Below are 14,041 nucleotides of genomic sequence, written 5' to 3'. Positions count from 1 at the left end.
GATCAGTCGCCCGCGGTGGTCCCCGTGTCCGAGGCGCCCGTGCCGGAGCTCCCGTCGACGAACGAGCCGGTGCGCACCGCCCGGACACCGACGGTGCCGGGTGCGGGCGCGACCGAGGTGGAGACCGGACCGGGGTCCGGGGCGTCCTCGGCGTCGTCCGGCCCCGGGTCGACGAGGTCGGCGGGCGTGACGACGACCTGCAGGTCGTCGTCCGGGGTCGCCGGTGCCTCGACGTCGGTGTCCTCCGGCTCGTCGGGCAGCGCGGCGGCCGGCAGCGGCGGCGGGACCGTCGCGGCCGGGGCGGCCTCCTGTGCCGGGACGGACAGCACCGGGCCGCCGGTGTCCTCCGGCACCAGCCACAGCACCCCCGACGGCGGCAGCCGCAGCACCGCCGACGCGGGCTGGCCGTGCCACATGACCTGCTCGGCGCGCACCCGGCCCAGGTTGCCCACCCCGGACCCGCCGTAGGCCGACGCGTCGGTGTTGACGACCTCGGTCCAGTTCCCGGCGAACGGCAGCCCCACCCGGTAGTCCTCACGCGGGGCACCGGAGAAGTTCGCGACGCAGGCCAGCACGGTGGCACGGCCCTCGGCGTCGACGCCGTGGCGCAGGAACGAGAACACGTTGCCCTGCGCGTCGTTGGCGTCGATCCAGGCGAAACCGTCCGGGGTGGTGTCCCGCGACCACAGTGCGGACTGCGCGCGGTAGGTCCGGTTCAGGTCCGCGACGAGCGTGGTGATCCCGCCGTGCAGCGGGTCGTCGCTCTGCAGGTGCCAGTCCAGCGACCGCTGCTCGGACCACTCGCGCGGCTGCCCGAACTCACCGCCCATGAACAGCAGCTGCTTGCCGGGGTGCGCCCACATGTAGGCCAGCAGCGCACGGACCCCGGCGGCCTTGTTCCAGTCGTCGCCGGGCATCCGGGTCCACAGCGACCCCTTGCCGTGCACGACCTCGTCGTGGCTGATCGGCAGCACGTAGTTCTCGCTGAACGCGTACATCAGCGAGAACGTCATCTGGTTGTGGTGGTAGCTGCGGTGGATGGGGTCGCGCCCGGTGTAGTCGAGCGTGTCGTGCATCCAGCCCATGTTCCACTTGAGCCCGAACCCGAGACCGCCCATGTAGGTGGGCCGGGTGACGCCCGGCCAGGCGGTGGACTCCTCGGCGATCGTCACGACGCCCGGGTGCTCCCGGTAGACGGTCGCGTTCATCTCCTGCAGGAACGCGACCGCGTCGAGGTTCTCCCGGCCACCGTGGACGTTCGGCAGCCACTGGCCGTCGGCACGGGAGTAGTCCAGGTAGAGCATCGAGGCGACCGCGTCGACCCGCAGGCCGTCGATGTGGAAGGACTCCAGCCAGTACAGCGCGTTCGCGACGAGGAAGTTGCGCACCTCGTTGCGGCCGAAGTCGAACACGAGCGTGCCCCAGTCGGGCTGCTCGCCGCGGCGCGGGTCGGCGTGCTCGTAGCAGGCGGTGCCGTCGAACCGGGCCAGCGCCCACTCGTCGCGCGGGAAGTGCGCGGGAACCCAGTCGACGATCACGCCGTAGCCCGCCTGGTGCAGCCGGTCGACGAAGTACCGGAAGTCGTCGGGCGTGCCGAACCGCGAGGTCGGGGCGAAGTACGACGTCACCTGGTAGCCCCAGGACCCGCCGAACGGGTGCTCGGCCACGGGCAGCAGCTCGACGTGGGTGAACCCGGTGGTGTCCAGGTAGGCCACCAGCCGCTCGGCGATCTCGCGGTAGTCCAGGCCCGGCACCCAGGAGCCGAGGTGCATCTCGTAGATGCTCATCGGCTCCTCGTGCGGGCGGACCTGCGCGCGGGCGGTCATCCACGCGTCGTCGCCCCACTCGTGGACGTCGCGGGTCACGACCGACGCCGTCTGCGGCGGGATCTCGGTGGCGAAGGCCATCGGGTCGGCCTTGTCACGCCACCGGCCGTCGGGGCCCAGGATGCGGAACTTGTAGCGGTCGCCGACACCGACGCCGGGCAGGAACAGCTCCCAGACCCCGGAGCTGCCCAGTGAGCGCATCGGCAGCGCCCAGCCTGCCCAGCCGTCGAAGTCACCGGTGACCCGCACACCGCGGGCGTTCGGGGCCCAGACGGCGAAGCTGGTCCCGGCGACCGGGCCGGACGGGGTCTCGTAGTCCCGGACGTGTGCGCCGAGGACGTCCCACAGTCGTTCGTGCCGTCCCTCGCCGATGAGGTGCAGGTCCATGTCGCCGAGCGTCGGCAGCCAGCGGTACGGGTCGTCGACCGTCTGCTCGGTCGTGCCGCCGGCGCCGTCGCCGTAGGTCACGAGCAGCCGGTAGTCGCCGCCGGAGCCGGGGACGAGGCCGGAGAACAGTCCGGCGTCGTGCACCCTCGTCAGCTCGCAGGCCTGCGCGCGGTCACCGTTCGGCAGCACCGCCACCGAGACGGCGTGCGGCCGCAGGACACGGACCACGGTGCCGTCGACGTGCGGATGCGCGCCGAGGACCGAGTGGGGGTCGTGGTGGGCACCGCCCAGGAGCCGGTCGGTCGTCGCCGGGTCCGGTGCGTACGCATCGGTCTCGGAGCGGGTCGCTCGGGTCTCCTCGGAGGTCACGGCGGAACCGTACTGCGAGTGACGGATGCTCGCCGCGTGCGGTCGCACAGTGTTGCCGGATCGCAGTCGAGCGTGAGCGGAGCCGGGTCAGCCCCGCCCGCGCCGTCGCCGGTGGCGCCGCAGTGCCCGTTCGAGGACCGCCTGCAGCGCGACGGCGGCGTCGTCCCAGGTCTGCTCGGCGGCGCGGGCGCGCACCGCGTCGGAGCGCTGCGTCCACGTCGTGTCCAGCCCGCGCACGGCGGCGGCGAACCCGGCGTCGTCACCCGGTGCGACGAACACCCCGGCGTCGCCCGCGACCTCGCGGAAGGCCGGGATGTCGGTGACCACGACCGGGCAGCCCCGCGCCATGGCCTCCAGCATCGGGAGCCCGAAACCCTCGTCGCGGGAGGCGGAGACCAGCGCGGTGGCGCCGTCGAGCAGGGCGCGGTAGCCGTCGTCGTCGACGCCGTCGTGGAACACCGGCCGGGCCGGCGCGGCGAGCAGCTCCAGCTCCGTGCGCACCCCCGGCGGGACGGGGGAGACCAGGTGGAGCTCGTGGTCCGGCAGCCGGGCCGCGGCCCTGGCCAGCGTCGCGACGTCCTTGTAGGGCATGAACGACCCGGCGTAGACGATCCGGTTCCCCGACGGGCGGGACCGCGTCGGCGTGCCGGGCGGCAGGTGGAAGTCGGTGGCGTCCGGCACGACGGAGACCTCCCGGCGCGACAGCCGGTGCTCCGCGACCAGGGCCGCGGTCGCGGCGGACACGCACGCGACGGCGTCGGCGCCGGCCAGCAGCAGCCGCTGCGGCCACCACGACAGGTGGTAGGCCCGCCACACCGCCCGCACCGGGGCGGGCAGCCACGGCGGCGGCGCCGGGTGCCGGTAGTAGATGAGGTCGTGCACGGTCAGCACGACCGCGTAGCGGCGGCCCAGCGTGCCCATCGTCTGCATCGGACTGAAGACGACCGCATCGGGTGACCCGTCGGTGCCGTCGGTGCCGTCGGTGCCGTCGGTGCCGGACGTCCCGGCGGTGCCGTGGGTGCCGGACGTCCCGGCGAGGATCCGGTTCACCCGCCGCGCGACCAGCGGCTCCCCGGCCCCGGTCGGCGACGGCAGGGTGTGCGCGGGCCGGTCGGGCAGCCCGTCGCGCTGGCGCGGGTCGGACACCAGCAGCTCCACCGGGGTGATCCGGTCCAGCGCGCGGACCAGTCCGGTGGTGTAGCGGCCGATGCCGTCCGGGCGTCCGGGACGGATGTAGCGGCAGTCGACGAGCACCCTCACCGCTGCAGGAAACCCCGTATCTCCCGGGCCGCCCACGCCGGGGCCTCGTAGTGCACGAGATGGCCGGTGCGGGGCAGCAGGACCAGCCGGGCGTCGGCGAAGGCGGCGGCGAGCGCGTGCTGCCCGGCCGGTGGGGCGACCCGGTCGCGGGCCCCGGCCAGCAGCAGCGTCGGCACCGTGATGCGGGGTGCCCACGGCCGCACCGAGCCGGAACCGGCGGCGCGGAAGCACTCGAGCAGCGACGCCGTCGTGGCGAAGGTGCCGAAGTGGGCACGGTGCTCGTCGGAGATCCAGTGCCGCAGCAGCGGGTCGCGGGTGGTGGTCATCGAGACGGTCGCGGCGTCGGCGAGCAGCCGGTGGCGCAGCACGCCGTCGAGGCCGAGCCGGGCGGCTCCCTCGTGGAGCAGCGCGGTGGCCGCCGTCCCGAGGCCGGTGATGCCGCCGGCACCCGAGGCGGGCTCGGCGATCGGGTTGACCAGCACCAGGGCCCGGGGGGTGGTCGCGGCCGCGGCGCAGACGGCCGCGGCGACGATCGACCCGAACGAGTGCCCCAGCAGCACCGTGTCCGGGCCGAGGTCGGCGAGCAGCGCCGAGGCCCATCGGGCGTAACCGTCGACGTCGTGGGTGCGGTCGGTGAACGGTGGTGACGCCCCGAACCCGGGCAGGTCCGGCACGACGACCCGATACCCGGTCAGCCGCGACGCCAGCGGCGCGAGCCCGTGGTGGCTGCCGCGCAGTCCGTGCAGCGCCAGCACCGGCGCCCCGTCCGGGTCGCCGAAGGTGTGCACGACGGTGCGGGCACCGTCGACCGGGCGCTCGAGGGCGGGCGTGAGCGTGGCGGTCACCGCCGGGTGTCCGCGTGCCGGCGGGCGCGGCGCCCCGAGCGGAACGCACGCACCGGGACGACCGGGCGGGCCTTCGTCCGGTACAGCTCCTCGAAGGTGTCCACCGTGGCCGCCAGCGAGTGCTCGGACGCGATCCGCAGGCTGGCCGCCCCCAGCACGGCGGCGCCGTCGGGGTCACCGAGCACCCGGGCCAGCCGGTCGGCGAGCGCGGTGACGTCGCCGTGCGGGTAGCGCCAGCCGTTCTCGCCGGGGCGGGCCAGGTGCGGCAGCGCACCCGCGTCGACGGCGACGACCGGCTTCCCGGTCGCCATCGCCTCCAGCGTGACCAGGCTCTGCAGCTCGGCGGTGCCGGCGTTGCAGAACACGTCCAGGGCCGGGTAGACGTCGGGGATCTCGTCGTCGGTGAGCCGGCCGGTGAAGGTGACCGCGTGCTCCAGGTGCTGGGCGCGGACCAGCGCGCCCAGCCGGGCCCGCTCCTCGCCGTCGCCGACGACGACCAGCTGCGCGTCGGGCACCGCACCGGCGCGCAGCAGCGCGGTGGCGCGGACCAGCTCGTCGACGTGCTTCTCCCGGTCCAGCCGCCCGACGAAGCCGACCAGCGGCACGTCGGCGGGAATGCCGTGCCGGGCCCGGAACGCGGGCCCGCGACCGGTGGTGTCGGGCCGGAAGCGGCCGAGGTCCAGACCGTTGGACACCGGCAGCACCGGGCCGGGGACACCGCCCTGCTCGGCCATCGACGCGGCCAGCGGGGTCGGCGCGGTGACCAGCCCCGCCCGGCTGAGCACGCGCACCGCGTCCCACCAGAACAGCTTCTTGAGCCCGGACTCCGGCAGGTGCAGGAAGCTGATCGCCGGGATGATGTTCTCCGGGATCATGTGCGTGGTCGCCATCGACGGGACGCCGAGGTCGGCGGCCGCGGTGAGCAGCATCCGGCCCAGCACCATGTGGCTCTGCACGTGCACGACGTCGGGCCGGACCCGGCGCAGGATCGCGCGGCAGGTCTGGCGCAGCCCGGGCGGCGGGCAGAGCCGGAAGCCCGGCGGCTTGGGGACGCGGCAGGAGCGGACCCGGTGTTCGATCACCGGCCCGACCCGGCACGGCGGCCTGCTGCGCAGGCCGCGCGAGGGCGCGACCACGTGCACCTCGTGCCCGCGGGCGGCGAGCTCGGCCGCCAGCCGCTGGCCGGCGTAGCTGGCCCCGTTGACGTCCGGTGCCCAGGTGTCGGCCCCGATCAGGACGCGCACGCGTTCTCCTTCCGCGAGGTCGTGGCACGCACCCACAGCGCGCGCCCGGCCACGAGCACCAGGCCCACGCCCAGCCCCACCGCCACGATGATCCACGGCCGGTCGGCCAGCTCCGCGGCGAACCGGCCCCCGACCACCCAGCCGATCCCGACCAGCAGCGCCGAACGCACCGCCGTCAGCGGGACCACCCAGGCCACGAACCGCCGGTACGACACCCCGGCCAGGCCGATGGCCAGGAACGCGGGGATCGCGCCGACGTCCACCAGTTTCGCGCCCAGCACCACCCTGCCCGGACGGCCCCCCACCTTTGCGCGCAGCACCTCCCGGCGACCCGCGGTCAGACCCAGCCGGACCAGCAGCGGAGCGATGCCCGGGCGGCGCCCGCCGCGGCCGAGGACGTAGAAGACGGTGTCGGCGACGACGTCGGCGGCGAAGGCCACCAGCCACACCGCCCACCAGTCGAGCAGCCCGGCCCCGGCGAGCGAGCCCGCGACGACGCTGACCACCGGGCCCTCCACCAGCACACCGAGGAAGAGCACAGCGAGCGTCACGCCGAGCGTGGGCCCGTCGGGCCGCTGGACCAGGCCCAGGACGCCGTCCAGACCGTCCACACCGAGCAGACCGGCCGGGGTCACGACAGGTCCCCGGGCCGTGTGGTGGGTGGTCGTCTCACGGTGGATGTCCTCCTGGTCGGGGAGGATTCCACGATCCCGTGCCGGGCCGCCCGGGGAGTCGGGCGTCGCCCCGGCGTCGTGGCGCGGAAGCTCCGGTGACCACCGGGTGTCGCCGGCGGCCCGGAGTTGCTACGCGGTGGTGTCCCGCTCGATCGCGGCGAGCGGGATGGGCAGCCAGGTCGGACGGCTACGGGTCTCGTAGAGCACCTGGTAGACGGCCTTGTCCAGCTCGTAGGCCCGCAGCAGCGCGGCGTGCGCGCGCGGGTCCTCACCGGCGCGGGCGGCGTAGCCCGCGCAGAACGCGTCGCGGTTCGCGGCCGACCAGTCGTGAGCCAGGCGCGCCTCGGCGGTGTCCGAACCGAGACCTGCCTCGGGCGTGTCGGACCGGGTCAGCAGGTGGTGGAAGGCTGCGTAGTCGAAGGAGAACAGCATCCCGACGACGTCGCGCACCGCGGAGTCCGGCGCGCGCCGCTCCTGCGGGGAGGCGGCGGGCTCGCCCTCGAAGTCGATGATCAGCCAGCGGCCGTCCGGGCGGCGCAGGGTCTGGCCGAGGTGCAGGTCGCCGTGCACCCGCTGCACGACGACGGGCGCGCCCAGCGCGGCCACCTCGTCGTAGACGGCGCGGATGGCGGGCACGTGCGGGGCGAGCACGGGCACCTGGTCGGCGATCTCGGTGCACCGCCGGGTCCAGTACGCCGCCAGCTCACGCGGGTCGGCCTCGCTGGTCCCGAGCTCGGCCCGCAGCGCGACGTGCACGTCGGCGAGTGCCTCGCCGAGCGCGCGGGCCTCGCCGGTGAAGTCGACCCGGTCGCGCACGGCCGCGGTGGCCCGTTCCCACCCGTCGTGGGAGCCGGCGGCGAACTCCTGCAGCAGCGCGAAGGTGGCGGGCGCACCGTCGAGGACGCCCTCGATCCCGCCCTGCAGCGCCGCGACCGAGGTCGACCCGGCCGCGCGCAGCGCCCGGTGCAGCTCCAGGTCGGGGTTCAGGCCCGGCGACAGGCGCCGGTAGACCTTGAGGATGGAGCGCTCGCCCCAGCGGACCGAGGTGTTGGACTGCTCGGCGTCGACGACGCGGCCGGTCTCGGACAGCGGCAGGACGGCGCCCGGCTCGGGGACGAACGACAGGTCGCCGACGGTCGCGCCCTCGGCGACCAGCCGCAGCAGCAGCGCGGTGACGGCCGGGTCGTGCAGGCCGTCGTAGAGGACCTGCCCGTCGTGGTCGCCGATCGGTGCGGCCCCCACCGGGGCGTGCGGGGCACGGGCCAGCAGCAGCTGGTAGTGCCGGTCCGGGCCGTCGGCGAAGGACACGGCGAGGACCAGCACCTCGAGCCGGGTGACGCCCTCCGCGGTGGGCAGCGGGTGCCGTGCCGCGACGGCGACGCCGGTCAGCGGGCGCCCCTTCTCGGCGAACCAGCGACGCCCGGGCAGCCAGTCGCGCAACAGCCCCGGGAGCGTCGTCAGGTCCTCGGATGCTCCGCTCGGCCGCACGCGTCGTCCCCCTCCTGCCGGGCCGTCCGCCCGGCGTGTGACACCCACCGCGGACGTCTCGGGGGACCGCCCGCACCACGTCGGAGCACCGGGCGGAGCCCCCCGGGCCCGCAGGTGAAAACCCTAACCGGGACAGGCCGACCCGGCCGGGTCAGGACGTCGGGTGGGCGGTACTGTCCGTGTCGGATCGACCACCCGTTGGTCACGGGCGGTGATCGCGCTTCCGTCCGGCATCCCCGTGCCCGGAAACCCATACTGGACGTGGTGCCCGCGGGTACCCCGCGACGGTGCGCACGCGCCCGCGTGCGGATCTCCGTCGCAGGGCGCACCGTGGGCCCGACGTGCCCAGTACCTGCCCTGACCTGCCCCCAGAGCGACCGGAGGACCGGCGGCGTGACCGAGCGAGAGTCGAAGGCCGACATCCCCCCGACGATCCCGGAGACCCAGGCCCGGATCACCCCGGCCGATCCGCTCGCCGCCGTCGAACCGGTGCCCGCCGAGGCCGAACACGTCCCGGAGCCACCGGACGTGAACTTCGTCGAGTACTACCACGAAGCACGCCCGCGCACGCTGCGTCACCGGGCCCGGGTGCGGTCCACGGTGCGGCGCCGCTCGGTGGCCCAGGACGGGCCGGCGTCGGGGGAGAACCCGGTCTACGTGTCGTGGCTGCTGTCCCAGTCGATGCTCGGCCACGCCGACGAGCTGGCCCGCCAGTTCTCCGGGCAGGGCTCGATGTGGCAGAACCCCTACGCCAGCCCCGGGCCGCGACACGCGGTCGAGACGGCGTCGGTGTGGTTCACCGCCTACCCGATCTCGCTGATCACCGCCTCGGGCGAGTCGTTCCTGGCCGCCCTCGGCGACGAGGAGCTGTGGCAGGCGTTCGAGACGATCGGCATCGAGGGCGTCCACACCGGGCCGGTGAAGAAGGCGGGCGGGCTCTCGGGCTGGCAGCCCACCCCGAGCGTCGACGGCCACTTCGACCGCATCTCCAACGAGCTCGACCCGGCTTTCGGCACCGAGGAGGAGTTCCGCGCGATGTGCGCGACCGCCACCTGGCACGGCGGCACGATCATCGACGACATCGTCCCCGGCCACACCGGCAAGGGCCCGGACTTCCGGCTCGCCGAGCTCGCCTACGGCGACTACCCGGGCATCTACCACATGGTCGAGATCGAACCGTCCGACTGGGGGATGCTGCCCGACGTGCCGCCGGGGAAGGACTCGGCCAACCTCGACGCCGCGACCGAGGAGGCGCTGGAGAAGGCCGGTTACATCGTCGGCCGGCTGCAGCGGGTCATCTTCTACCGCGAGGGCGTGAAGGAGACCAACTGGTCGGCGACCGGTGAGGTCACCGGCGTCGACGGCGTCGTACGGCGCTGGGTGTACCTGCACTACTTCAAGGACGGCCAGCCGTCGGTCAACTGGCTGGACCCGACCTTCGCGGGCATGCGGATGGTCATCGGCGACGCCCTGCACTCGCTGGCCGACCTCGGGTCGGGTGCGCTGCGCCTGGACGCGAACGGCTTCCTCGGCGTGGAGAAGGCGGGCTCCGGCAACCCCGGCTGGTCCGAGGGCCACCCGCTGTCCGAGGCCGCGAACCACCTCATCGCGAGCATGGTCCGCAAGGTCGGCGGGTTCACCTTCCAGGAGCTGAACCTGACCGTCGACGACATCAAGGTCACCTCCGAGGCGGGCGCGGACCTGTCCTACGACTTCATCAACCGCCCCGCCTACCACCACGCGCTCGCGACCTCGGACACCGAGTTCCTGCGGCTGACCCTGCGCACCGCGCTGGACCTGGGCGTCGACCCGGCGTCGCTGGTGCACGCGCTGCAGAACCACGACGAGCTGACCTACGAGCTCGTGCACTGGACCGCGGGGCACACCGAGGAGCTGTTCCACTTCCGCGGTGAGGAGATGCGCGGCGGGGACCTGGCCGACACGATCCGCCGCGACCTGTGCGACGTGCTCACCGGGCCGGACGCGCCCTACAACCTGATCTTCACGACCAACGGGATCGCCTGCACCACCGCGACCGTCATCGCCGCGTCGCTCGGCATCTCCGCGCTCGACGACATCGGGCCCGACGACGTCGAGCGCATCCGGCGGGTGCACCTGCTGCTGGTCATGTTCAACGCCTTCCAGCCCGGGGTCTTCGCGCTGTCGGGCTGGGACCTGCTCGGGATGCTGACGCTGCCGCCGGAGTCGGTCTCGGACCTGCTGAACTCCGGGGACACCCGGTGGATCTCGCGGCCCGCGCACGACCTGATGGGACGCCGGCCGGGTGCCGAGCGGTCCTCGTCGGGCATGCCCCGCGGGCGCAGCCTCTACGGGTCGCTGCCCGACCAGCTGGCCGACGAGACGAGCTTCGTCCGCCAGATGCAGGCCATCCTGGCCGTGCGCAAGCGCTCCGGGGTGGCGACGGCCCGCCAGGTCGACGTGCCGGACGTGTCGCACCGCGGCCTGCTGGTGATGGTGCACCTGCTCGACGACGACCGGACCAGCGTGACCGTCCTGAACTTCGCCGACGAGCAGGTGGACGCGTTCGTCCGGTCCGAGCACCTGGCGCCGGGCGCGACGGTCACCGACCTGTTCTCCGGCGAGGACCTGGGGGTCGTCGACGACCTGAACGGGTTCCGGATCGGGATGTCGCCGTTCCGGGCGACCGCCGTCGTCCTGGAGCCCCCGGCCGAGGACGCGGGAGCCGCCTGAGCCCTACCGCATGAACGGGCCCCTCGTACGAGGGGCCCGTTCACGCGACGAGGGGTTGGGGCTCAGAGCAGCGGGGCCTGCGCCGGCAGCGCGATCACGTGCGCGACGTGGTCGGTCGGGACCAGCCGCACGAAGTTGTACTCGCCCCAGCGGTAGGTCTCGCCCGACACCTCGTCGTGCACCTCGACGACGTCGGTGTAGCGCAGCCCCAGCGCCGGCATGTCCAGCTTCAGGGTGCCCTGCTGCGGCGCGTGCGAGTCCAGCGTGCACACCACCAGCACCTGGTCGCCGGTGGACGGGTCCAGCTTGGAGAACGCGATGATGTTGGTGTTGTCCACCTCGTGGAAGTGGATCTCGCGCAGCTGCTGGAGCGCCGGGTGGGCGCGGCGGATCTCGTTGAGCCGGGTCAGGTACGGCTCCAGCGAGCGGCCCTGGTTCAGGGCGGACTCGAAGTCCCGCGGACGCAGCTCGTACTTCTCCGAGTCCAGGTACTCCTCGCTGCCCGGCTTGACCGGGGTGCCCTCGTACAGCTCGAAGCCGGAGTAGACGCCCCAGGTGGGCGCCATCGTCGCGGCCAGGGTCGCCCGGATCGCGAACATCGCCGGGCCACCGGTCTGCAGCGACTCGTGGAGGATGTCCGGGGTGTTGGTGAACAGGTTGGGGCGGCACTCGTCGGCGTGCTCGGCGTGCATCGTCGCGAAGTCGGCGAGCTCCTCGGCCTCGGTCCGCCACGTGAAGTACGTGTAGGACTGGGTGAAGCCCAGCCGCGCCAGCCCGAACAGCCGGGCCGGGCGGGTGAACGCCTCGGCCAGGAACAGCACCTCCGGGTGGGTCCGCTTGACCTCCCAGATCAGCCAGTGCCAGAAGTTCGGCGGCTTGGTGTGCGGGTTGTCGACCCGGAAGATCTTCACCCCGTGCTCGACCCACTTCAGCACCACGCGCAGGCACTCGGCGTAGATGCCGGCCGGGTCGCGGTCGAAGTTGAGCGGATAGATGTCCTGGTAGCGCTTCGGCGGGTTCTCCGCGTAGGCGATCGTCCCGTCCGGGCGCACGGTGAACCACTCCGGGTGCTCGGTGACCCAGGGGTGGTCGGGCGCGCACTGCAGCGCCAGGTCGAGCGCGACCTCCATGCCGAGCTCGTTCGCCCGCGCGACGAACGCGTCGAAGTCGTCGAAGTCGCCCAGCTCCGGGTCGATCGCGTCGTGCCCGCCCGCGGCCGAGCCGATCGCCCACGGGGAGCCGACGTCGCCCGGCTCGGCGTGGGTGGAGTTGTTGCGGCCCTTGCGGTGCACCGTGCCGACCGGGTGGATCGGCGGCAGGTAGACGACGTCGAAGCCCATCCGCGCGACGCGGTCGAGCTCCTTCGACGACGTCGCGAACGTGCCGTGCACCGGGCGGCCGGTCTCGTCGCGGCCGCCGGTGGAGCGGGGGAAGAACTCGTACCAGGACCCGTACAGCGCACGGGGCCGGTCGACGAAGATCGTCCGCTCCGGGCCGCGGGTGATGAGCTCCCGGACGGGGCGCTCGGTCATGATCGCGACGACGGCGTCGAACAGGGCCGGGGCGACCCGCGCGCGCAGCGGCAGCGCGGTGTCCCGCAGCGTGTTCGCGGCGCCGAGCAGCAGGTCGCGGTTCTCGGACTCGGCCGGGCGACGCCCGACCCTGGCGAGCAGCCGCGCGCCGATCTCGAGGTCGTTGGCCAGCTCCTCGGCCGTCTGGCCCGCGGCGATCTTCTTCTCCACCGCCGAGCGCCAGGTCGCCCACGGGTCGCTCCACGCGTCGACGCGGAAGGTCCAGCGACCCTCGGCGTCGGGGCGGACCCAGGCCACGAAGCGGTCGGTGCCCACCCCGTCGGGCTGCATCCGCACGTACTGCGCGTCCCCCGGCGTCCCGTCGGCCGACAGCGGGGTGAACACGACGTTCGCCGCGACGGCGTCGTGTCCCTCCCGCCACACGGTCGCCCGGATCGGGACGACCTCACCGACCACGGCCTTCGCCGGGTCTCCGCTCTGCACGAACGGGGTCACGTCGTCGATTCCGAGCCGACCGGTCATCGGCTGCACCCCCAGGAAATTGTCACCGTCGGTAGAAGTCCCCACCAGAGTCGAGACGGCCAGTCTGACGCCGCCACGTCACCTGTCGCCACACCCGCGGGACCATCGGCGTGAACGGATCGGAACGGATGTGGACGGAACCGATTCGACGTGCACGGACCCACCGATCCCGCGGCAGTGCGACCCTACCGGTGAGACCCCGTCCCGGCCGGGCGGGACGCCGCGTGCGTGTCGGTGTTCCCGGCTACCCTCGCGGCCGTGAGAGCCCTCCGCCGTTTCACCGTCCGTGCCCAGCTCCCCGCTCCGCTCGCGCCGCTGCAGACACTGAGGTGTTCTCAGTAGCGGGTTGATCATGTCGTGCGGTCGTACTCGGTGTGGAGTAGTACGAGCGCAGCTGCGGTGATCGCGCCGGTGCGCCAGGGACATAGCGTGACTCGCCGCAACGCGGCGAAGGTGGTCTTGAGCAGGGCGTTTCCGCGTTCGGCCAGAGCACGAAGGGCTGAGTGCAGGGTGTTGACGGTGCGCTGGTTGACCGTCTGCCCGCGGCCGGGGGCGGGTTTGATGGGCACGGTGAGCCGGTCGGCTTCGCCTTCGTAGCCGAGGTCGCCCAGCGCGGCGTGGGTGTCGTCGGTGAACGCGGCCAGGCCCTCGAGCAGCCCGGGGTGGGTACGGGCGCAGCGGGTGTCGTGCTCGCGGCCCGGCCGCACGTCGCTGGTCCATAGCGGCCATCCATCAGGTGCGGTGAGGACCTGGATGTTCCCGCCGTGGCGGCGGTGCTTGCCCGACCACCACAGGTCGACCCCGGGGGTGAGGCCGAGCGCGCGGCACCGGTCGGTGGCGATCAGGGTGCCGTCGAGATTCACGTGGGTGTGCCCGGCTGTGCGGGCGGCGAGCAGGGCTCCGTGCAGGCCGGGTGCGGCCGCGGCGAGGACGTCGATGCCTTCGTGCAGGTAACGGTAGGCCGTTGCAGTGCTGATCGCGTTGTCACCGGCCAAACATCGGACCCGGGTAGCATCACAGAACCAGCGGATCACCAGCACTGCCTGGGCGAACGGGGTCAACGCCCGCCGCCGGGTGCCACGTCGACGGCGTTGAAGGACCAGGAGCCGCGCCAGATAGGCCACGGTGCGCTCCCCGATCGGGAGGACAGCGGTGTAGGTGACAGGATCAGACATGCAGGAC

At 73.5% G+C, this 14,041-nt stretch carries 9 protein-coding genes; 1 reads left to right on the top strand and 8 read right to left on the bottom strand.

Translation table 11 applies throughout. The features are described 5' to 3' along the window. Window positions 1-2 precede the first annotated feature (2 nt). The 6 genes from glgB to Ae331Ps2_RS04265 all read right to left on the bottom strand — a co-directional run bounded on the left by glgB (window position 3) and on the right by Ae331Ps2_RS04265 (window position 8,093). Window positions 3-2,504 (bottom strand): 1,4-alpha-glucan branching protein GlgB, encoded by a 2,502-nt coding sequence (gene glgB, locus Ae331Ps2_RS04290; RefSeq protein ID WP_337819579.1) that lies wholly within the window; start codon window positions 2,502-2,504, stop codon window positions 3-5. Window positions 2,505-2,669: 165 nt separating this feature from the next. Beyond that, on the bottom strand, window positions 2,670-3,842 hold the full coding sequence (locus Ae331Ps2_RS04285) for a glycosyltransferase family 1 protein (RefSeq protein ID WP_075310541.1): 1,173 nt from the start codon (window positions 3,840-3,842) through the stop codon (window positions 2,670-2,672). Next, window positions 3,839-4,687, bottom strand: coding sequence for an alpha/beta fold hydrolase (locus Ae331Ps2_RS04280; protein ID WP_075310543.1), 849 nt, complete (start codon window positions 4,685-4,687; stop codon window positions 3,839-3,841). The genes Ae331Ps2_RS04285 and Ae331Ps2_RS04280 overlap by 4 nt, the downstream gene beginning before the upstream one ends. Next, window positions 4,684-5,931 carry a glycosyltransferase gene (locus tag Ae331Ps2_RS04275; RefSeq protein WP_158071528.1) on the bottom strand — a complete coding sequence of 416 codons (1,248 nt, stop codon included), beginning with the start codon at window positions 5,929-5,931 and terminating at the stop codon, window positions 4,684-4,686. Before Ae331Ps2_RS04275 ends, Ae331Ps2_RS04280 begins: the two co-directional genes overlap by 4 nt. Then, window positions 5,919-6,566: a DedA family protein gene (locus tag Ae331Ps2_RS04270; protein WP_075310547.1), complete on the bottom strand. Its 648-nt coding sequence runs from the start codon at window positions 6,564-6,566 to the stop codon at window positions 5,919-5,921. The genes Ae331Ps2_RS04275 and Ae331Ps2_RS04270 overlap by 13 nt, the downstream gene beginning before the upstream one ends. Before the next feature lie 168 nt (window positions 6,567-6,734). Then, window positions 6,735-8,093 carry an aminoglycoside phosphotransferase gene (locus Ae331Ps2_RS04265; RefSeq protein WP_249265200.1) on the bottom strand — a complete coding sequence of 453 codons (1,359 nt, stop codon included), beginning with the start codon at window positions 8,091-8,093 and terminating at the stop codon, window positions 6,735-6,737. A 393-nt stretch (window positions 8,094-8,486) separates the two neighbouring features. Here Ae331Ps2_RS04265 and treS point away from each other — a divergent pair, with 393 nt between their 5' ends. Further along, complete coding sequence (treS, locus tag Ae331Ps2_RS04260; RefSeq protein ID WP_020627696.1) at window positions 8,487-10,805, top strand: maltose alpha-D-glucosyltransferase; 2,319 nt, start codon at window positions 8,487-8,489, stop codon at window positions 10,803-10,805. A gap of 62 nt (window positions 10,806-10,867) precedes the next feature. Here the strand turns inward: treS and Ae331Ps2_RS04255 are convergent, their stop codons facing one another. Further along, on the bottom strand, window positions 10,868-12,859 hold the full coding sequence (locus Ae331Ps2_RS04255) for an alpha-1,4-glucan--maltose-1-phosphate maltosyltransferase (RefSeq protein WP_075312885.1): 1,992 nt from the start codon (window positions 12,857-12,859) through the stop codon (window positions 10,868-10,870). 350 nt (window positions 12,860-13,209) lie between these two features. Next, complete coding sequence (locus tag Ae331Ps2_RS04250) at window positions 13,210-14,034, bottom strand: transposase family protein (protein WP_075329690.1); 825 nt, start codon at window positions 14,032-14,034, stop codon at window positions 13,210-13,212. Window positions 14,035-14,041 lie beyond the last annotated feature (7 nt).

This window comes from Pseudonocardia sp. Ae331_Ps2 (assembly GCF_001932405.1).
Lineage (GTDB): Bacteria > Actinomycetota > Actinomycetes > Mycobacteriales > Pseudonocardiaceae > Pseudonocardia.
Note: the sequence above shows the minus strand (reverse complement) of the source record. Positions and strands in the feature narration are given on the sequence as shown.

Bases quoted from the DNA above. Each gene is read 5' to 3' on its own strand.
- Ae331Ps2_RS04255 (WP_075312885.1), bottom strand. From the start codon at position 12,859: ATGACCGGTCGGCTCGGAATCGACGACGTGACCCCGTTCGTGCAGAGC.
- Ae331Ps2_RS04250 (WP_075329690.1), bottom strand. From the start codon at position 14,034: ATGTCTGATCCTGTCACCTACACCGCTGTCCTCCCGATCGGGGAGCGC.